At 50.8% G+C, this 20,250-nt stretch carries 18 protein-coding genes and 2 other annotated features; of the genes, 3 read left to right on the top strand and 15 right to left on the bottom strand.

Annotation, left to right across the window (positions count from 1 at the left end; translation table 11 throughout):
* The first annotated feature begins 291 nt into the window (after positions 1–291).
* Both KNP87_RS06320 and KNP87_RS06315 read left to right on the top strand, forming a co-directional pair.
* On the top strand, positions 292–1,008 hold the full coding sequence (locus tag KNP87_RS06320) for a peptidoglycan DD-metalloendopeptidase family protein (RefSeq protein ID WP_026833534.1): 717 nt from the start codon (positions 292–294) through the stop codon (positions 1,006–1,008).
* Between the two features lie 124 nt (positions 1,009–1,132).
* The gene (locus KNP87_RS06315) at positions 1,133–3,121 is read left to right on the top strand and encodes a penicillin-binding transpeptidase domain-containing protein (protein WP_214721154.1); all 1,989 of its coding nucleotides are present in this window, start codon (positions 1,133–1,135) and stop codon (positions 3,119–3,121) included.
* 92 nt (positions 3,122–3,213) lie between these two features.
* Here the strand turns inward: KNP87_RS06315 and trpA are convergent, their stop codons facing one another.
* The 15 genes from trpA to KNP87_RS06240 form a co-directional block, all read right to left on the bottom strand.
* Positions 3,214–3,993: a tryptophan synthase subunit alpha gene (gene trpA, locus KNP87_RS06310; RefSeq protein WP_214721153.1), complete on the bottom strand. Its 780-nt coding sequence runs from the start codon at positions 3,991–3,993 to the stop codon at positions 3,214–3,216.
* On the bottom strand, positions 3,993–5,192 hold the full coding sequence (trpB, locus tag KNP87_RS06305) for a tryptophan synthase subunit beta (protein WP_026833537.1): 1,200 nt from the start codon (positions 5,190–5,192) through the stop codon (positions 3,993–3,995). Before trpB ends, trpA begins: the two co-directional genes overlap by 1 nt.
* Positions 5,189–5,767 carry a phosphoribosylanthranilate isomerase gene (locus KNP87_RS06300; protein WP_214721152.1) on the bottom strand — a complete coding sequence of 193 codons (579 nt, stop codon included), beginning with the start codon at positions 5,765–5,767 and terminating at the stop codon, positions 5,189–5,191. Before KNP87_RS06300 ends, trpB begins: the two co-directional genes overlap by 4 nt.
* Positions 5,754–6,530, bottom strand: a complete 777-nt coding sequence (gene trpC, locus KNP87_RS06295; RefSeq protein WP_214721151.1) for an indole-3-glycerol phosphate synthase TrpC — start codon at positions 6,528–6,530, stop codon at positions 5,754–5,756. The genes KNP87_RS06300 and trpC overlap by 14 nt, the downstream gene beginning before the upstream one ends.
* Positions 6,527–7,546 carry an anthranilate phosphoribosyltransferase gene (gene trpD / locus KNP87_RS06290; protein ID WP_214721150.1) on the bottom strand — a complete coding sequence of 340 codons (1,020 nt, stop codon included), beginning with the start codon at positions 7,544–7,546 and terminating at the stop codon, positions 6,527–6,529. The genes trpC and trpD overlap by 4 nt, the downstream gene beginning before the upstream one ends.
* A 5-nt stretch (positions 7,547–7,551) precedes the next feature.
* Positions 7,552–8,118 carry an anthranilate synthase component II gene (locus tag KNP87_RS06285; RefSeq protein WP_119922507.1) on the bottom strand — a complete coding sequence of 189 codons (567 nt, stop codon included), beginning with the start codon at positions 8,116–8,118 and terminating at the stop codon, positions 7,552–7,554.
* Positions 8,115–9,509: an anthranilate synthase component I gene (trpE, locus tag KNP87_RS06280; RefSeq protein ID WP_214721149.1), complete on the bottom strand. Its 1,395-nt coding sequence runs from the start codon at positions 9,507–9,509 to the stop codon at positions 8,115–8,117. The genes KNP87_RS06285 and trpE overlap by 4 nt, the downstream gene beginning before the upstream one ends.
* A gap of 52 nt (positions 9,510–9,561) precedes the next feature.
* Positions 9,562–9,806: a binding site (T-box leader), on the bottom strand.
* 47 nt (positions 9,807–9,853) lie between these two features.
* Positions 9,854–10,086, bottom strand: a binding site (T-box leader).
* 62 nt (positions 10,087–10,148) lie between these two features.
* Positions 10,149–11,441: a dihydrolipoamide acetyltransferase family protein gene (locus KNP87_RS06275; protein ID WP_214721148.1), complete on the bottom strand. Its 1,293-nt coding sequence runs from the start codon at positions 11,439–11,441 to the stop codon at positions 10,149–10,151.
* Positions 11,442–11,454: 13 nt separating this feature from the next.
* Entirely contained in the window at positions 11,455–12,438 is a 984-nt protein-coding gene (locus tag KNP87_RS06270) for an alpha-ketoacid dehydrogenase subunit beta (RefSeq protein WP_026833544.1), read from the bottom strand.
* Positions 12,435–13,448 carry a thiamine pyrophosphate-dependent dehydrogenase E1 component subunit alpha gene (locus tag KNP87_RS06265; RefSeq protein ID WP_026833545.1) on the bottom strand — a complete coding sequence of 338 codons (1,014 nt, stop codon included), beginning with the start codon at positions 13,446–13,448 and terminating at the stop codon, positions 12,435–12,437. Before KNP87_RS06265 ends, KNP87_RS06270 begins: the two co-directional genes overlap by 4 nt.
* 13 nt (positions 13,449–13,461) lie before the next feature.
* Complete coding sequence (lpdA, locus tag KNP87_RS06260) at positions 13,462–14,883, bottom strand: dihydrolipoyl dehydrogenase (RefSeq protein ID WP_214721147.1); 1,422 nt, start codon at positions 14,881–14,883, stop codon at positions 13,462–13,464.
* Positions 14,853–15,956: a butyrate kinase gene (gene buk, locus KNP87_RS06255; RefSeq protein ID WP_214721146.1), complete on the bottom strand. Its 1,104-nt coding sequence runs from the start codon at positions 15,954–15,956 to the stop codon at positions 14,853–14,855. Before buk ends, lpdA begins: the two co-directional genes overlap by 31 nt.
* Positions 15,957–15,969: 13 nt before the next feature.
* On the bottom strand, positions 15,970–17,094 hold the full coding sequence (locus KNP87_RS06250) for a Glu/Leu/Phe/Val family dehydrogenase (protein WP_026833548.1): 1,125 nt from the start codon (positions 17,092–17,094) through the stop codon (positions 15,970–15,972).
* A gap of 13 nt (positions 17,095–17,107) precedes the next feature.
* Positions 17,108–18,028 (bottom strand): phosphate butyryltransferase, encoded by a 921-nt coding sequence (gene yqiS, locus KNP87_RS06245; RefSeq protein WP_285801218.1) that lies wholly within the window; start codon positions 18,026–18,028, stop codon positions 17,108–17,110.
* A 143-nt stretch (positions 18,029–18,171) separates the two neighbouring features.
* Entirely contained in the window at positions 18,172–19,827 is a 1,656-nt protein-coding gene (locus KNP87_RS06240) for a sigma-54-dependent Fis family transcriptional regulator (RefSeq protein WP_026833550.1), read from the bottom strand.
* 121 nt (positions 19,828–19,948) lie between these two features.
* On the opposite strand from KNP87_RS06240, the gene KNP87_RS06235 reads away from it, so the two are divergent.
* Entirely contained in the window at positions 19,949–20,209 is a 261-nt protein-coding gene (locus KNP87_RS06235) for a DUF2627 family protein (protein WP_081776042.1), read from the top strand.
* The last annotated feature ends 41 nt before the right edge of the window (positions 20,210–20,250 follow it).

The raw sequence follows: 20,250 nt of genomic DNA, 5'->3' as shown, positions 1-20,250 counted from the left end.
TCAACGGCTTTTTTTATGTTCTGTTTTTAAAAAATAGTGCTTTTCAATTTATTTTAAAAGGATTAATCCTGAATTCAGATTGAAAAATTACCCATTACAATATATGTTATACAACTATAACCTTGCAATGAAACTGAAATATTTTTGTGTTATTCGCGATGCTATAATCATTCTATCAAGAAAATATTTATACATATTACTTACATACGCCTTACATCTTACAACTTTGAAAGGGTCTTGTTCCCTTACATAATCGTCCGTCGCCTTTCACATTTTAGGAGGAACTTCTACATGAAACGCATGATTACAACTATGACAATGACAGCACTGGTGGTTTCTGGTTTCGCTACAACAGGCACTGAAAAAGTTGAAGCGGCAACAACGTACAAAGTAAAAGTAACAGCTGATGGTTTACGGGTTCGGACAGGTCCTTCGACTGCCTATAAAGTTGTCGGCAGCGTCAACAGCGGTCAGACATTCAACTATCTTGGTGTTTCCGGATCATGGACAAAAATTTCGTATGGTGGTACGGCACGTTACATCTCTTCTACATATGCAAAAAAATACAGCGTGACGACATCTTCAAAAGCGACAAGCGGGTTTTCACGTCCAGCCAGCGGTCGGATTGCTCAAGGGTATGGTGCAGCCAGCGGTGTTTATGGCTATACGTTCCATAACGGAATCGATATCGCCGCTCCAACGGGAACACCGGTTTACGCATCGGCTTCCGGAACGGTCATCACATCACGCTATTACGGCGCGTACGGCAACCACATCATGATGAAACACACAGTAAACGGTCTTTCGTATACGACAGTTTACGCTCACTTGAGCAGCCGTGCGGTGTCTGTCGGTCAAACAATCGCCAAAGGTTCACGCATCGGTAACATCGGCAACACCGGTAACTCATTCGGGTCACACCTGCATTTCGAAATGCACCGCGGAAACTACGTTTACAGTGCTTCATCTGCTGCGAACAGCGTCAACCCGCTGAACTACTTTAATTAAGAACGGAACTTTCCTCACGCGAAGCTTTGTCTTCGCGTGATTTTTTGTCGTTCGTTCGAGATGAAATCCTTCGTAAAGCATGATACGGTGGTAAGACATACTTATCGTAAAAGGAGGATTTCCCTTGAAGAAGACGCTCCCGCTTATCCTGTCGACCAGCTTCGCGCTGACGATCCTTGCTGGTTGCCAGGATCAACCGACCCCTGAAGAACGGTTAGATGCCTATATTAAATTATGGGAGAAACAAGATTATGACAAGATGTATGCCGATTACGCCAGTGAACAAACCAAACAAACATACGGTAAAAAAGAGTTCATTGAACGAACAAAAAAATTAACCGACTCGTTGGACATCAAAGAACTGTCCGTCAAACGCCTGAAGTCACCGGAAAGCGATGATCAAGACAAAGCCGCTCTCCCTGTCGAAATTTCCTTCGAGACGACGGCAGGACCGGTTTCTTATGAAAAACAAGTTCCGTTGACGTTTGAGAAACAAGGAGACACGGAAAACTGGTACATCAACTGGGATTCGTCGTTTGTCTTGAAGGATTTCAAGAAAGAGGACAAGGTCCAGTTAACGACGATCGAAGCAAAACGCGGTGACCTGCTCGACTCAAACGACCGCCCCTTGGCAACAACGGGTACCGGTTATCAAGTCGGTGCCACGGCAGGACAAGTAAACGATCTCTCGACACTTGCCACACTGCTTGACCGTCCCGTCTCTGCCATCGAAGATGCACTCGGCGCCAGTTGGGTCAAGGACGGACAATTTGTTCCCTTGAAGACGCTTGCGGCGGATGACAGATCACAACTGACGCGACTCAAACAAGTGGATGGTGTCACTGTCAAAGAAACGGAAGTCCGCACGTATCCGTTCGGTAAAGCGACTTCACACCTGATCGGCTACATCGGTTCAGCGACTGCTGATGACATCAAACAATCCAAGGAAACGATTCAACCCGGAGAACAAGTCGGAAAGCGTGGACTCGAGCAAGTGCTCGATGAGACGTTGCGCGGCAAGTCCGGTGCCCGAATCGAAATCATCAAACCGGATGATTCGACCGTTGCCGTAGCAGAAACCGAAGCAAAGGATGGACAGGACATCCAACTGACGATTGACGGAACGTTGCAACAGCAGACATATAACGCGATGAAAGAAGATCCGGGGACTGCTGCTGCAATCGATCCACGGACAGGCGAGACCCGGGTTCTTCTCAGTTCGCCCGGCTTCGACCCGTCCGAGTTTACGACCGGAATTTCACAGGCGCGACTCGATGCGCTGACAAATAATCCTGATCAACCACTCTTGAACCGCTTCACGAGTGCCTTCGCCCCCGGCTCGACCCAAAAGCCGTTGACGGCAGCAGTCGGCTTAAAGAGCGGAACGCTTGATCCGGAACAAGCGTATACGATTGACGGGTTAAAAACCAAGGTCGACGGTTTTAATGTCACCCGAATCCACGAGACACCCGATCCGGTTAATCTCCACAATGCGCTTGTTTACTCGGATAATGTCTATTTTGCGAAGTCGACGCTCGAGCAGCTTGGAACAGAAACGTTTACGTCAGGTCTTCAGGCTTTGGGCTATGGAGAAAAGATTCCCTTCACCTATCCGATGCGGGCATCGCAAATTTCAAACGACGGTTCCATTGCTTCTGACGGTCAGCTGATGGATACGTCTTACGGACAGGGGCAGATGTTGACGAACATTCTGCATCTCGCTTCGATGTACGAAATCTTCCTGACAGACGGGACGATCTACCGACCGACATTATTGACAGACGAAAAAACCAAGCAGGTCTGGAAACAAGACCTGCTCGATGCAAAAGACGCCGCCATGATCCGGGACGACCTCTATGACGTCGTCCATGCCGGTTTCCCGCTCCCGGCGGACATTCCAGAAGTGAAGGTCGCCGGTAAGACCGGAACGGCAGAACTGAAAAAAGCAGGCGAAGAAAACGGACAAGAAAACGGCTTTTTCGTCGGCTACGATGATGACAAAAAAGATTTGCTCGTCGCCATCATGATCGAATCGGTTGAGCAAGAAGACCGGGGCAGCCCGTATGTATCGGGTCTCGTCGCCGACGTCTTGAAAAGTCACGCCAAAAAATAAGACTGACTACAAAAAAGGGATGCCGGGATATATAATCCAGGCATCCCTTTTTATGTTCCGACGGCTGAAAGTCCGTCATTTTTCAAATCCGCTTACACTGTCACATCCGGTAACCGGGCGGCCATCAACTGTTCGATTGCCGCTTCATCCCCCTGTTGCAGCAACTCGACGATTTTACTGCCGACGATGACACCGGCGACGCTTGCGCTTAATTGTCGGACGTGCGCTGGTGTACTGATTCCGAAACCGGCCAAAACCGGAACCGGACTGAGTTGTGCCACGTTCGCCAAGTGTTGCTCGAGTGCATCATCGAAGTTGGTCTGTCCCCCTGTCGTTCCGTTGACCGTCACGGCGTAGAGGAATCCTTCACTGTGCGTCGCGATTTTTTCAATCCGTTCCATCGGGCTCGTCAGCGACACGAGTTGAACCAGCGCGATGTCCTGTTTGTTGCGTCCGGCAAAAAATTGATCGCTTTGTTCGAGCGGTAAGTCCGGAATGATCAACCCGTCGACACCCACTTCGCGGCAGGTTGCGAGAAACGAATCAATACCGAACCGGAAAATCGGGTTCAAGTACGTCATGACGACGATTGGAACGCTTGTCGACTGACGCGCAATCCGGATCGCTTCCAGCACATCCTTCAAACTGATCTGTTCCGCCAACGCCCGGAGTCCCGCTTCTTGAATGACCGGACCATCGGCGACCGGATCAGAAAACGGTACACCAACTTCGATTGCGGTCGCGCCGGAGCGTTCGAGGAACGCTAAGATGTCCGGTAAACGGTCGATACCTCCGTCGCCTCCCATGACATACGGGATAAAGGCTTTTTCACCACGTTCGTTGACTGTGCGGATCGCTTGTTCTAATCGCATCATGCTTCCCCCTTTAAGGCGTTTCTGACGGTCATGACATCTTTATCGCCACGTCCGGAGAGACAGATGACGACGACTTCTTCCGGTTGCATCCCTCTTGCAAGTTCCGTTGCCTGCGCGACCGCATGGGCCGACTCCAGTGCCGGAATGATGCCTTCTTTTTGACAGAGCAGTTGCAGGGCATCAAGTGCCTGTTGGTCCGTCACGGCCTCATACTGAACACGACCGATATCTTTTAACAGACTGTGTTCCGGTCCGACTCCCGGGTAATCCAATCCGGCCGAAATCGAATGGGCTTCCGTGACTTGACCATGATCATCTTGCAACAGATACATCATCGATCCGTGCAGGACACCCACTTCACCTTTTGACATCGTGGCGGCGTGTTTTTCCGTGTCGAGTCCGCTTCCGGCTGCTTCGATGCCGTACAATGCCACTTCCTCATCATCGATGAACGGATGGAACATGCCGATTGCGTTACTGCCGCCTCCGACACAGGCGACGATGGCTTCCGGTAACTTGCCCTCTTTTTCAAGGATTTGCGCCCGTGTCTCTTGACCGATGATGGCTTGGAAATCACGGACGATTTCCGGGAACGGGTGTGGTCCGAGGACCGATCCCATCAAGTAATGTGTATCGTCGACATGTTTGACCCAGTAACGCAACGCTTCGTTGACAGCGTCTTTTAACGTCCGGCTCCCTTGGGTTACAGAAATGACTTTGGCACCAAGTAACTCCATCCGGAAGACGTTGAGCTCTTGCCGGCGGATGTCTTCTTCACCCATGAAGATGACACATTCGAGATCAAGCAAGGCACAGACGGTCGCTGTCGCCACACCGTGTTGTCCGGCACCGGTCTCCGCGACGATTTTTCGTTTTCCCATCCGTTCAGCGAGCAAGGCTTGACCGATCGTATTGTTGATTTTATGGGCACCGGTATGGTTCAAATCTTCACGTTTCAAGTAGATTTTGGCACCGCCGATCGCCCGCGTCAAATGTTCGGCATAATAGAGAGGTGTTTTGCGACCGACATAGTTTTCGAGTAAATCATTCATCCGTTCGTGAAACGCCGGATCTTCTTTCACCTCGGCATAGGCTTGTTCCAGCTCAAGGACGGCTTGCATCAACGTTTCCGGGATATAACGGCCTCCGTAGATCCCGTATTGTCCCAGTGCATCCGGTTGTGAATAACGTGTCATTTAAAAGTCTCCTTTACGGCATCATGAAATGCCTGCATTTTTTCCGTATCTTTTTGACCATTCGTTTCAATACCACTTGAGACATCGACGGCAAACGGTTCATACCGTTCAATCACTTGTCCGACGTTAGCTGCCTGCAGACCACCTGCGACGAATATCGGTTGATCCGCTTGTAAGTCCGTCGTCCAATCAAACGGTTGCCCGCTGCCTGCTTCCGGTGCATCAAACAAAACAAAATCCGCTTTCGGGTGAATCGCATCAAGTGCATCCGCCGGGAGCGCCTGAATGATCGGCACCCGTTTCTTGCGGTACAGCTCGTCCGCGACCGGTCCATGGAGCTGGATCATGTCAAGCCCGACCTGCTCAATCGCTTCCTCAACCTCTTGGTGCGTCGGTGAGACGAACACACCTACGACTTGGACCGTTTCGGGAATCTCTGACCGGAGCATCGCTGCTTCCGCCAGCGTCACTTGACGTTTGCTTGGGGCAAAGACAAACCCGATATAGTCGGCCCGGTCAACCGCGTAGTGCACGTCCTGCATCCGTTTCAGCCCACAAAATTTAATGCGTGTCATGTTTGGCTCCACTGACAGCTTGAATGAAATCAGCCGGATCTTCCGCCCGCATCAAGGTTTCGCCGATTAAAATCCCATCCGCTCCCGCTGCGTGCAACATTTTCGCTTCCTCGACCGTCTTGATCCCGCTTTCGCTGATATACCGGACATCCGGCGACTTCGTCTTCAGCAACGCAAGCGACGTGTCGAGACTCACTTCGAATTTCTTCAAGTTCCGGTTGTTGATGCCGATGATTTTTGCCTGTAACCGTTCTGCTCGCTCGAGCTCCGTCGCATCATGCACTTCGACCAGGACTTCAAGCCCGCTTGCATAAGCATAGTCATACAGATCGTGTAGTGTGTCATCATCGAGTGCCGCGACAATCAACAGAATCAAACTTGCCCCGTGTGCTTTCGCCAGATCAATTTGAATTCGGTCAACCATAAAATCTTTGCAGAGGACAGGCACATCGACGGCTGCGGTGACGGCTGCCAGATCTTCCATACTCCCTTTAAAATACGTCCGGTCCGTCAAGACCGAGATGACGGTCGCGCCGCTGGCGGCATACCGTTTCGCCTGCTCCACCGGATCGACGTTTAATGAGATGTCGCCTTTTGATGGTGAGGCCCGTTTGATTTCCGCGATGACGGATAAATCGGTCCCGCCAAGTGATTGATGAATCGATGGATTTAACGGGCGATGCTCCGCCGAAGGAACCCCGGTCATTTTCAATTGTGCGACTTCCAGTCGTTTCGTATCGATGATACGGTCTAAGATATTCATCCGATTGCCTCCTCTTGTTTCATCCGTTGCAAGTATTGTAATTTTTCAAGTGCCCGACCGGAGTCGATGCTCTCTGCCGACCGTTCGATTCCTTCACGAATCGTTTGAACGCGTCCTTCAGCGAACAAGGCGATTCCGGCATTGAGTAACACCGTATCGCGGTATGGACCGGCTTCTCCCTGCAAGACCCGTAAGAGAATGTCCGCGTTTTCCGCTGCTGTTCCGCCGCGGATGGCTTCGATTGGTGCGACCGATAAACCCACTTCCTCCGGATGGAGACTGAAGCGGATCAATTCGCCTTGGTCGAGCAGGACCAGTTGGTTCGTCCCGGCTAGTGACGCTTCATCCATTCCACAGGCTCCGTGAAGCACGATCGCACGTTTTCGTCCGAGCCGATGTAGCGTCAAGGCCATCGTTTCAAGTAAATCTTCGCGATAAATGCCGAGTAACTGTGTTTTTAGCGGCACTGGATTCGTCAGTGGTCCAATCAGATTAAAAATCGTTGGAATCCGTAAGTCGCGGCGTACTTTCATGATTTGTTTGACACGGGGATGCATCCGTTGGGCGAATAAGAAAGCGATCCCGTTTGTCTCAAGCAATGCCGCCAGGTCTTCCGGTGTCTCATCTAACTTCACACCGAGCGCTTCGAGCACATCGGCACTGCCGGTTTTACTGGAAACACTCCGGTTGCCGTGTTTCGCAACCTTCGCTCCGGCGCCGGCCAGTACAAATGCAGCCGTCGTGCTGATGTTAAACGACTGGGAGCCGTCGCCCCCCGTACCGCAGTTGTCGATGAAATCCGTTCCCGTCACCGGAATGTCGAGTGCGACTTCACGCATGATCGAGGCCAGACCTGCTAATTCTTCTGCGGTTTCCCCTTTCGCTTTTAAGGCGACGAGAAAGGCGGCGATTTCGCTGTCCGTGACATCCGTCGCAAACAATTGGCGCGCAGCCTGTTGCATTTCTTCATAACGGAGATGGTTGGCATTCGTTAATTTCGTCAATACATCCTTCATTCCTGTCACTCCTTCGTCAGTTCGATAAATCGTTGAATCATCTGTTGCCCGAGTGGTGTGCCGATCGATTCCGGGTGAAATTGAATCCCGTAAGTCGGATGGTCGCGGTGTTCCAGCGCCATGATCGTTCCGTCTTCTGTCGTAGCGGTGATCTCCAAGACGTCCGGTAAGGTGGTCCGCTCGACGATCAAGGAATGATACCGCATCACGTCCAGTTGTTCCGGCAACCCTTCAAACAACCGTCCGGTCTGTCGGATGTTCGATGTTTTACCATGGCGGATTTCTGCTGCTTCAACGACGTTTCCACCAAATGCTTGCCCGATGGCTTGATGCCCGAGACAGACACCGAGAATCGGAATTTTCCCGGAATACGTCCGGATGACGTCAAGACATATCCCGGCGTCGTTCGGGTTTCCCGGTCCCGGTGATAAGATGATGCCTGCCGGATGTAATGCGGCAATTGCACTCACTTCAATCGCATCATTGCGGATGACTTGTATTTCATCATACGCCGCAGCGTATTGATACAGGTTATAGGTAAAAGAATCATAATTATCGATCAGTACAATCATTTCCAAACCTCCAGTAAGGATTTCGCTTTATGCAAGGTCTCCTCGAATTCAAGGATCGGATCGGAATCATAGACTATACCCGCTCCAGCCTGAACGTACGCTTTTCCGTCTTGGATGACCATCGTCCGGATCGCCAGAGCAAAGTCTAAATTCCCGCTGACATCAAAATAGCCAACCGCTCCGGCATACACTTCCCGTTTTTTCGTTTCGTATTGATTGATCAACTGCATCGCACGAATCTTCGGAGCACCCGAGACCGTCCCGGCCGGTAAGCAGGCGACGAGCGCATCGGCTCCCGTTTTTCCTTCGGCGAGTGTCCCTTCGACGACAGAAACGAGATGCATGACATTTTTGAAGCGTTCAATCTCCATTTCCCGTGACACATGAATGCTTCCGACCTGACACACTTGACCTAGATCATTTCGTCCTAAGTCGACGAGCATCCGGTGCTCGGCTTGTTCTTTTTCATCGTGTAGCAATTCGTCGGCGAGTGCTTGATCCGCCTGTTTCGTTTTCCCACGCGGTCGTGTTCCGGCAATCGGATTTGTCGTCACGTGCCGCCCTTTGACTTGAATCAAACTTTCCGGTGACGCACCCAGCACGATCACTTCTCCTAAATCGATGTAAAAGAGGTACGGACTCGGGTTGTCCTGCCGGAGTTTCCGGTAAAAGTGGAACGGATCGCCGGCGAAAGTCGCATCGAGTCGTTGCGATAACACGAGTTGGAACACATCCCCTTGCCGTATATGTTGTTTCGCCTGTTCAACCAACGAAAGAAACGCCTCTTTTTCGATTTGCGGTTGGTAGACGATATTTTCAAGCGGTCGCTCCATCCGTGTCCGTTCCCCGGTCTGTTCCAGCTGTGCTTTACGTTCATGGAGTCGCCGGGACATCTCTTCCCGGTCAGTCAGTCCTCCGAGTGACGTCTGGATCAAGTGGACCCGGTGTTCCAAATGATCATACAAGATGATTTCGTCATACACGGCAAGCAGGGCATCCGGTAAATTCCGGTCGCTGTCCGGCACGGCACCGATGTTTTCATAGGCACGAATCGCATCATACCCGACATAGCCGATGGCGCCACTCAGGAACGGGAAATCCGTTTCGGTAGCCGGACGGGTGACTGCTTGTTGCAAGAGTTGAACGGGGTTCCCCGTCATCGCATGCGTCTCTCGTGTGTGAAGATTTTGCCGTGTCACCTGATTTCCTTCCGCCCGAAGCAATTCGACCGGGTTGACCCCGATGATCGAGTAACGGCCGTTACCCGCGCTTGCCGAGCTTTCAAGCAGACATTTCCGGTCCCCTTCGAGATGTAAAAAAATCGAAATCGGTGTCAGTTCATCTCCGTTCATCTCCAGTTGTTCCATTATCAATTGTTCTGTCTCGATCATCCTGTTTCGCCTCCTGATATAAAAAAAGTCCTCCATACAGCAAATATGCCGTATGGAGGACGATAGACTCGCGGTGCCACCTCACAATTGGAACAACAAATGTTCCCTCTCACTTCCGATGCGTCTTGACGAGACATCGTAGCCTAAGATAACGGGGGCTTCCGTCATGGCCTACTTACCGTTCAGCCATGCTCTCATGAGACCATTCATCAGACATCGCTGTACGGAAGTTCCACCTCTCTTCCGCTCTCTGGAACAACGATTTGTTTGACTACTTAACTCATTCATCGATTTTTTTATGCAGTTGAATACGAAAAGGGTCTTCTCGCCCATTCATGATAAACATGAAGGACGGGAAGACCCGCGGTACCACCTTCGTTGACTATTACTAGTCCCCTCGAACGAACCGGTTGCCTTGATTCGTCGTCCTCGATAACGGGAGGTAGCCGTCAGAGCCTACTGTAAGTTCGGTCTGATGCTCAGAAGTCCATTCACCTGTTTCCCGATACTGATTCGCACCACCCATCAGCTCTCTTGAATCGTTTCATAGGCTACTTCTCTTCGTCATTGCGTCTGTTGTTGTCTAATTGTTTTTTATGTTACGTCGGAAACCGTTTTCTGTCAATAGATTTGTCTGAATCAATATAAAGACAATTGATCCGGATCGATTGACTCGAGTGCTTGCTTGACCGTCTGGAGGAACTGACCGGCTACGAGTCCGTCGAGCACCCGGTGGTCGATCGACATACACAGGTTGACCATGTCGCGCGCTGCAAACATCCCATTGACCCAGACCGGACGTTTAACGATCGATTCAACGGATAAAATCGCCGCTTGCGGGAAATTCAGAATCGGTGCCGACTGAATCGAACCGAATGATCCGGTATTGTTGACCGTAAATGTTCCGCCCTGCATCTCGCTTGAAGACAACTGGCCGGCTTGCGCCCGTTTGCCGAAATCATCGATTGCCCGGGCCAGTCCTTTAATGCTGAGATCATCGGCATTCTTGACGACCGGTACAAACAAGGCTTCTTGCGTTGCGACAGCCAGTGACAAGTTGATCGCTTTTTTCTGGATGATCTTGTCGCCTGCCCAAGTTGAATTCATGATTGGATGTTTTTTTAGACCTTCAACCGTTGCTTTCATGAAGAACGGCAGGAACGTCAATTTCACGCCTTCTTGTTTGAAGAAGGCATCTTTATGGCGGTTCCGGGCTTCGACCAGATTTGTCACGTCGACTTCAATCATCAACCAGGCATGCGGTGCTTCCTGCTTCGAACGAACCATGTTCGTTGCGATGGCCTGACGGACACCTGCCGTCGGAATTTCAATGTCTCCGGCTTCTGTCGTGCTCGTCACCGGTTTAGCTGCTTGAGGCCGCGCGATTTGCGGCTGTTTTTGTCGTTCCGGTTGTGTTGTTGGTTTTGCTGCCGGGACTGATTGAATCGTCGGCGCTTCGACGGTATCCGGCTGACGCGTTTGTCCCGTCTCAATCACTTTTAAGATATCTTTTCGGGTAATCCGTCCACCGGCTCCCGTCCCCGTCACTCGTTCAAGATCAATCGCATGCTCCGACGATAACTTCAGAACAGCGGGTGAATAGCGTTTTTTCATCGACTGGTCACTGGAAACGGGTGTGTCTTCGACAGCTGGAACGGCTTCTTCCGTCGCCGCGACTTCCGTTGAACCGCCGCTGACCTGCAAGGTCACGATCGCTTCCCCGACTTGCAGTGTCTCACCTTCTTCCGCGAGAAGTTGATCGATGACACCATCAAACGACGACGGAACTTCTGCCGTGACTTTATCAGTGATGACTTCTGCAATCGGATCATATTTTTTGACCGTATCGCCTGGTTTGACGAGCCAGAGGGAAATCGTCCCTTCCGTTACACTCTCACCAAGTTGTGGCATCGTTAATGTTTCGGTTTTCATTGACGTTTCCCCCTTAGTACGCGTGTAGCGTCCGGATTTTGTCTTCGATTTTTTCACTGGAGACGTTGAAGAATTTTTCCATCGTCGGTGCGTATGGCATCGCCGGTACATCCGGACCACACAGACGCTCGATTGGCGCGTCGAGATCAAACAGTGCTTCTTCCGCAATGATCGCCGACACTTCACTCATGACGCTGCCTTCTTTATTGTCCTCTGTCACGAGTAAGACTTTCCCCGTTTTTCGGGCTGCTGCGACGACCGCTTCCCGGTCAATCGGATAAACCGTCCGTAAGTCCAGAATATGGACGTCAATGCCGTCTTTTTCAAGGCGTGTTGCCGCGTCAAGGGCGAACTGAACGCAAAGTCCATACGTGATGACCGTCAAATCTTCGCCTTCCCGCTTCACATCGGCTTTGCCGATTTCGACGATGTAATCCTCTTCCGGGACTTCGCCTTTCAAGAGACGGTATCCGCGTTTATGTTCAAAGAACAAGACCGGATCATTGGAACGGATGGCTGCCTTCAGCAATCCTTTTGCATCGTACGGATTAGACGGAATGACGATTTTTAAGCCCGGTGTTGAATTGAACATCGCTTCGACGGATTGTGAGTGGTAAAGTGCTCCGTGAATCCCGCCGCCGAATGGTGCCCGGATGACGATTGGACACGACCAGTCATTGTTTGAACGGTACCGGATTTTTGCCGCTTCACTGACGATTTGGTTGACGGCCGGCATGATGAAATCAGCAAACTGCATCTCAGCGATTGGTCGCATCCCGTACATCGCAGCTCCGATTCCGACACCGGCAATTGCGCTTTCAGCAAGCGGTGCGTCGATGACACGTGCTTCCCCGAACTGTTCGAGTAATCCTTGTGTCGCCCGGAAAACGCCGCCGCGGACTCCGACGTCTTCTCCGAGGACGAACACCGATTCGTCGCGTTCCATTTCTTCCTTGATTGCACTGTTGATCGCTTCGATTAAACTTAACGTCGTCATTTCGTTTCCCCCTCATCGTACACGTAACGGAGTGTGTTTTCAGCTGTATCATAGGCCGCTGCTTCCGCATAAGCCGTCGCTTCATCAACTTCTTGTTCAAGTTTTGCTTCGATGTCTTGTGCCGTTTCTTCCGTCAAGACACCCATCTGAATCAATTTTTCACGGAACAGTTTGACCCCGTCACGTGTTTTCAGTTCAGCCAGTTCTTCCGCTGAACGGTACGATTTATCATCATCATCCGATGAATGGGGCACAAGCCGTTCGACTTCAACCTCAATCAATGTCGGACCTTCACCGCGAAGACCACGTTCACGGGCTTCCTTGACGGCTTTATAGACGGCAAGCGGATCAATACCGTCAATCGTCACACCCGGCATTCCGTAACCGATTGCCCGGTCGGCGACGTGTTTCGCCGACAATTGTTTCGAGAGCGGCGTCGAAATCGCATATTTGTTATTTTCACAGAACAGGATGACCGGCAGTTTATGGATTCCGGCAAAGTTTGCGCCTTCATGGAAGTCGCCTTGGTTCGACGAGCCTTCCCCAAATGAGACATAGGCTACAAGCGGCTCTTGACGCATCTTCGCAGCTAGGGCAATCCCAACGGCATGGGGGACTTGCGTCGTCACCGGGCTAGATCCCGTGACGATGTTGAGGGCACGTGACCCGTAATGGCCCGGCATTTGACGTCCGCCGGAGTTCGGATCTTCCGCTTTGGCGAAAGCGGACAACATGATGTCACGCGACGTCTGACCGAAGTGCAGGACGACACCAAGATCGCGGTAATACGGCAAGATGTAGTCCGTTCCTTTTTCAAGAGCGTACGCCGCACCGACTTGTGCCGCTTCCTGTCCTTGACAGGAGACGAGGAATGGAATTTTCCCCGCCCGGTTCAACTTCCACATCCGTTCGTCAATCTTCCGTGCCCGGACCATCGTCTCAAACATTTGAATGGCATCTTGCTCCGTCAAACCCAGTTCGACGAGTTCTTTGAATTCTATTTTTTCCATCTGTTTTTCCTCCTTAGGCATGAACCGCTAATCCATCGACTGCTAACGCTGCTTCACCAAATGCTTCTGAAAGCGCCGGATGCGGGTGAACAAGCTGACCGACCTCCCAGGCTGTTGCATTTAGGACGAGCGCCAGTCCTCCTTCACTGATCAACTCGGTCGCTTTTGGTCCTACGATATGCACCCCGACCAAATCATCCGTTTTCGCATCGGAGACGAGTTTAATGAATCCTGCTGCTTCGCCTTCAATCCGCGCTTTTCCGAGACCGTTAAACGAGAACATCCCCGTTTTGACATCGAGCCCGGCCGCTTGTGCTTCCGCTTCTGTCAAACCGACTGAAGCCGCTTCCGGTACACTGTAGATACAACGGGGCACAAACGCATAGTTGAGCGGTGTCGTCGAACCGTTGACAATCGTCTCGACCGCTTTTGTACCTTCTGCCGACGCCACGTGCGCCAGTTGCAGGCGTCCGATGACATCGCCGATGGCAAAGATGTGATTGTCCTTCGTCCGGAATTCATCGTCAACTTGAATAAATCCGTTCTCAACGACAATGTTCGTATTTTCAAGTCCGATCCCTTCGACATTCGCCATCCGACCGATTGCGACCAATAATTTATCTGCCGCAAGCGTCGTCTTGTCGCCGTTACGGTCGACATCAATCGTCACGCCGGACTCTGTCAGTTGGAAGCTGTCGCTTTGTGCAGCTGCGCTCGTCATGATCTTGACGCCGCGCTTTTTGAGCTGACGGGCAACTTCCCGGCTGACGGCTTGATCTTCCGTCGGTAAAATCCGATCACTGAACTCGACGACGGTGACAGCGACGTCAAAGTCCGTCAGCATCGAAGCCCACTCAATCCCGATGACACCGCCGCCGATGATGACGATTGATTTGGGTAAGGCGTTCATATCGAGGGCCTCATCTGAACTGAGGACGTACTCCGAGTCAAACGCCAGACCGTTCAACGGACGTGGGCGTGAACCCGTCGCAACAATCAACTGGCGCGGTAAAATCAACTCGCCGTCGCCTTCTTCCGGCTCCACGCTGATTGTTCCCGGCATCGGCGAAAAGATACTTGGTCCAAGAATCGAACCGCGACCGTGAAAGACTTCAATTTTTCCTTTTTTCATCAAATGCTGTATTCCGGATTCGAGACCATCGATGATGTCTTGTTTCCGTTGTTTGACCTGTTCGAACCGTAAAAACGATTCCGGTACGTCGACGCCATATGTAGCGGCGTGTTTGACTGTCTGATAAACCGCTGCCGACTTCAAAAATGCTTTGGAAGGAATACATCCACGATGAAGACAGGTTCCCCCGAGTTTCCCTTGTTCTACGATTGCTACCGTCTTCCCGGCTTGGGCAGCTCGAATCGCTGCGACATATCCACCGGGTCCACCACCTAGGACAACGACGTCGAATTCTCTAGCCATGTTGGTTCGCCTCCATATTCCTTAACTTGTTCCTCATTGCGCAGGACACGTAATACACCTTCCGCAAGAGCCCGTAATTCATCTTCTCCCGGGATCCGAACGACAGACCCGAGATGCGCAATCCGTTCTTCGATCGCACTGGTCAACCGGTCACTGTAGGCAAGTCCACCCGTTAAGAGGATTGCATCGACCTGACCATATAAAACAGCACTTTGGGCTGCGATTTCTTTTGCAACTCGATACGCCATCGCGTCATATAATAAAGCAGCTTTTTCGTCGCCATCGTCAATCCGGCGTTCGACTTCAATCGCGTCGTAAGTGCCTAAGTGCGCGACAAGTCCGCCTGACCCAACGACCAGACGCTTCATTTCTTCGAGTTTATACTTGGTACTATAACATAGTTCTACTAGTTGACCAACAGGCAAGGACCCGCTCCGTTCCGGTGAAAAAGCGCCTTCTCCATCCAGTCCATTGTTGACATCAATCACACGTCCGTTGAGGTGAGCCCCGACTGTAATTCCACCACCCATATGGGCAACGATCAGCCGCAATTGTTCATACGGTGTTTCGATATCCTTGGCATAGCGTTTCGCGACAGCCTTTTGGTTCAAAGCATGAAAAATACTTTTCCGTTCAAGTTCAGGCAAGCCTGTAATCCGGGCAATCGGTTCCAGTTCGTCTACGACGACCGGATCGACGATAAATGCCGGAATCGAGAGTGATTGACCGATCTCATCGGCGAGCAGACCACCGAGATTTGAAGCATGGACGCCAAACGTCCCGTTTAACAGATCGTCCCGCATCTCTTGATTGACTTGATAGGTTCCGCTGACGAGCGGACGAAGCAGACCGCCACGCCCGACGATTGCCGTAAGCGCTTTCAATTCAATCCGTTCTTGTGCCAACACATCGAGGACGACTTGGCGTCTGATGTTCAGCTGATCTGAAAGCGGTCCTCCGACCGCTTCAGCTGAATGGCGCAACGTTTTTGTAAACACTTGCTCTGTTCCATCAAAAATTCCGATTTTCGTTGAGGTTGAACCCGGATTGATGGTTAAAATACGTTCGCTCATGAAACTCCTCCTCTTATCCGCGTGATCCCAGGATGTTTTTATCACGACGTAAAAACTGGCTCCGCGCACTGCCCATCGTCGCAATCCGTTCTTCCGCCATTTTTTCTGCTGCCCGGTATGTCGGCAGATGATCACGTTTGGCGATCTCGATGACTTTGGAGACGGCATCATAGACAAGTTCCACTTTTTTCATTGCCCGCTCACGGTTGTACCCGTCGAGTTCATCGGCGACGTTAATGACACCACCCGCGTTGATGACAAAGTCAGGTGCGTAAAGAATACCGCGTTCTTGTAACATGTCACCGTGACGGTCTTCTTTGAGCTGGTTGTTTGCTGCACCGGCAATGATTTTAACTTTCAGTTGCGGAATCGTCTCATCGTTGAGTGTCGCGCCTAAGGCACATGGAGCAAAAATATCCGCATCGACGCTGTAGATTTCATCCGGTCCGACGACGAGTGCACCAAACGCTTCTTCCGCACGGCGTAGAGCATCTTGGTTGATGTCCGTGACAATCAGTTTCGCCCCTTCTTCATGCAGGTGGCGGCATAGGTTAAAGGCGACGTTGCCGACACCTTGAATCGCAATCGTTTTACCACCCAACGAATCTGTACCATACACTTCTTTCGCTGCTGCCTTCATCCCGCGGTAAACGCCGTACGCCGTGACCGGTGACGGATTGCCGCTCGAACCGAACGCCGGGCTGACTCCTGTTACGAAATCTGTCTCCATATGGATGTAATCCATGTCAGCAACCGTCGTGTTGACGTCTTCCGCTGTAATGTAACGACCGTTTAACGATTGGACGTAACGACCAAATGCGCGGAATAGCGCTTCTGATTTTTGAGTTTTCGCATCACCGATGATGACGGCTTTTCCACCGCCGAGGTTGAGTCCGGCTGCCGCGTTTTTATACGTCATTCCTTTTGCCAAACGAAGGGCGTCAATCAACGCCTCCTCATCAGAGGCATAGTTCCACATACGGAGTCCGCCGAGAGCCGGTCCGAGTGTCGTATCGTGAATGGCGATGATCGCTTTCAGACCTGAGACTTTATCATGGCAAAAGACGACCTGTTCATAATCTTCCATCGTCATCGTTTCAAAGATACTGAATCGTGCTTCTACATTTGTTTCCACCATTGTGAGTTCCCCCTTAGATTGTCTGCTTGATCTTTTTAGTTGGTTGCGCATTGAGTAAGGCAAAGGCCAAGGAATATAATTTTGCTTCTGCTGTATCGGCTCGACTCGTCAAGACAACGGGAGCCTTCGCCCCTACCAAGATGGCAGCGACCGATGCATGTGCAAAATACATCAATGATTTATAAATCACGTTTCCGACTTCAATCTGAGGGACGACAAGAAGATCCGCTGCCCCCGCAACGTCTCCTGTCAGCCCCTTTTGCTTCGCCGCTTCTAAATTGACGGCATTGTCTAATGCAAGTGGACCGTCAATAAGGCAATCCTTAATCTGTCCGCGTCGATTCATCTGCGTCAGCAAAGCGGCATCAATGGTCGCCTGCATGGTCGGATTGACGACTTCGACCGCCGCCAACACCGCCACTTTCGGTAATGTATACCCAATCGCCCGCAGTGCTGTTACACCGTTTTCGATGATATGGACTTTATCTTCCAGTGTCGGAGCAATGTGAATGGCTGCATCCGTCAGCCCAATTGCTGTTTCACGCCCTGGTACTTCAAACAAGGCGACATGGGACAAAACGTTGCCTGACCGTAAACCGGTTTCTTTGTTCAGAACGGCTTTCATGAACGTTGCCGTCGGAACAAGCCCTTTCATCAAGACATCCGCATCCCCTTTACGCACAGCATAAGCTGCCCGTTCTGCGGCTTCTTGTGCTGTTGCTGTATGTGTGATGACGAACTGGGATTCATCCAATCGCCGGTCGTGAATCATCTTTTGAATCCGTGTCGCATCCCCGAACAAATGAAAACGAGCCAACTCATTTTCGATTGCAAGCGACACTGCATCCATGACTTCCTCATCGTCCGCTGAGGCGATGGCTACAACGGAATCCTGCAGACGTGCTGCTTGCTGGACCATTACATCAAATCTCAACTTATTCCCCCCTCACCTGTCGTTCTTTTATTTAATAGCAATTTTCGTGCCAAACCATAATCCTTGTCGTGTCTGTCTTCTTCTTCTTTAATTTTGCATGGTTTTGCACTTTTTGCAATATCTTGCACGCAAAAATATGCAATTCAGCATTGAATGTTAAACCGTTCGACTTTGTAATACAATGCCCGCAAGGAGATGCCAAGTTGTTTGGCGGCTTCGGTTTTATTTCCGTTGACGGCTTCGAGCGCCTCCCGGATCAACTGTTCCTCTACATAAGACATCTCGTCAGACAAGTGTTTGATTTCTTTTTTTGGACGTTCCGACCGTTTCGGTGTCGTCGGAACAACAAGTTGTAAATGTCCTTTGCGCAAGACCCGTTCTGCTTTATCCGTAAAGATCAAGGCGCGCCCAATGACGTTTTCCAATTCGCGCACGTTGCCTTTCCACGTCTGTTTTCGAATCGCTTCAAACGCATCTTCTGAAATCCGCTCGACCGTCCGACCATAACTTTGATTGAGTTTTCGCAGTAAATGCGTCGACAGTGGAGATAAATCATCTGGACGTTCCCGTAAAGCCGGTATGTGAATCGGCAAGCGGTTGATCCGGTAATACAAATCTTCCCGAAATTCACCGGTGATGATTTTTTGTTCTAAATTGGCATTGGTGGCAGCAATGATGCGGACGTCGACCGGAATCGCTTTTGTTCCTCCGACCCGGACGACCTCATTTTCTTGCAGGACACGCAACAATTTGGCCTGGACATCGAGCGGCAATTCTCCAATCTCGTCTAAGAACAAAGACCCGCCGTGGGCTTCTTCAAAGTATCCGCGTTTCCCTCCGCGGCGTGCACCGGAAAAAGCTCCCTCTTCATAACCAAACAATTCGCTTTCAAGCAGACTCGGCGCAATCGCTGCACAATTGACCCGGACAAACTGTTCATACTTCCGGTCACTGGCCGCATGAATCGCATGGGCAAACAATTCTTTGCCCGTTCCGGATTCACCACGAATCAAGACATTGACCGGCATCGTCGCTGCTAATTTGGCTTGATCCACGACAAAACGCATCGGTTCGCTTTCAGCGATGATGTCGTCAAACGTATATTTCGCTTCGAGTGTCCGGATTTTTTGACGAGCAGCTTTCAGTTCTTTTGCCAATGCTTTCATCTCGGATATATCCCGGATGACGCCGACTGATCCCCTGACCTGTCCGTCGACGACGACCGGCGCCGCATTGACGATGATGTCGCGCCGGTCCTGGCCAATCTTCATCCGTGCATCGCGGACGTTCTCCCCCGTTTCGAGTACACGCAAATGGACTGATTCTTGCATCCCGATATCGGCACTGGCGGGTTTTCCGATGACATCCTGCTCCGTGTAGCCTGTCATGCGGGTATAGGCCGGATTGATCAACATCGTTTCACCGGCTTGGTCGGCAACTGAGATCGCCTCACTTGTACAATAAATGATCGCTTCTAACATCCGCTCTTTTTCTGCAAGACGCTCGAGCAGGACACGAACGAATTCTCCCGGCAATACAGCAGCCTGCGGGAAAAACTGGATCAATTGCTCCAGGACACCTTGTTCTCCTGTCGCATCAATAATAAAGTCAATATCCGTTCCTTGAAAAGCAGTCCATGTCGTTTCGACACGAATCTGTCCTCGTTTCGCAAGTTTTATTCCTGCGGCTTGTTCATTCGAGTCGACGACCCCGATGACCGTCAACAAAGGGGAACGCTGAAATGCATGAAGCACTTCGGTTCCTCCCTGCCCCGCACCAACAATCAATAGATGATGCATTTTGATTCCCCCTTTGAAACTGCTTACATCTTTATCCTACCTGTATTAAAACAGGAGGGCAAATCCAATTCGCAGTCCTGTTGATTTTCTGATACAATACGCTTGGAAAGGGGTCACAATCATGCGAATCATCGGTTTATTATCTTTATTCATTCCGGGCATCATCGGTGCAATCGGCATCAAGCTGATGCGGGACAGTGTATTCTTAAAAGCTCAGTTCCCCTTCCGGTATCTCGGGGATTCTGCCTATGTATATGTGTTACAAGGTTTCACCGGATTAGTCTTGGCCATTGGCGGGATTGGTTTTGTGGCCGGTTACGTTTTTTATCGCGACCGTAAGCGAGGAAAAGTATCGGAGCGTTATCAAAATCCTAAAAAATAAGCACACAAAAAGGTCCCCATCTCTTGAACTCATTTCAAGCG

Origin of the sequence: Exiguobacterium sp. s192 (genome assembly GCF_018618795.1) — a bacterium.
GTDB lineage: Bacteria > Bacillota > Bacilli > Exiguobacteriales > Exiguobacteriaceae > Exiguobacterium_A > Exiguobacterium_A undae.
Note: the sequence above shows the minus strand (reverse complement) of the source record. Positions and strands in the feature narration are given on the sequence as shown.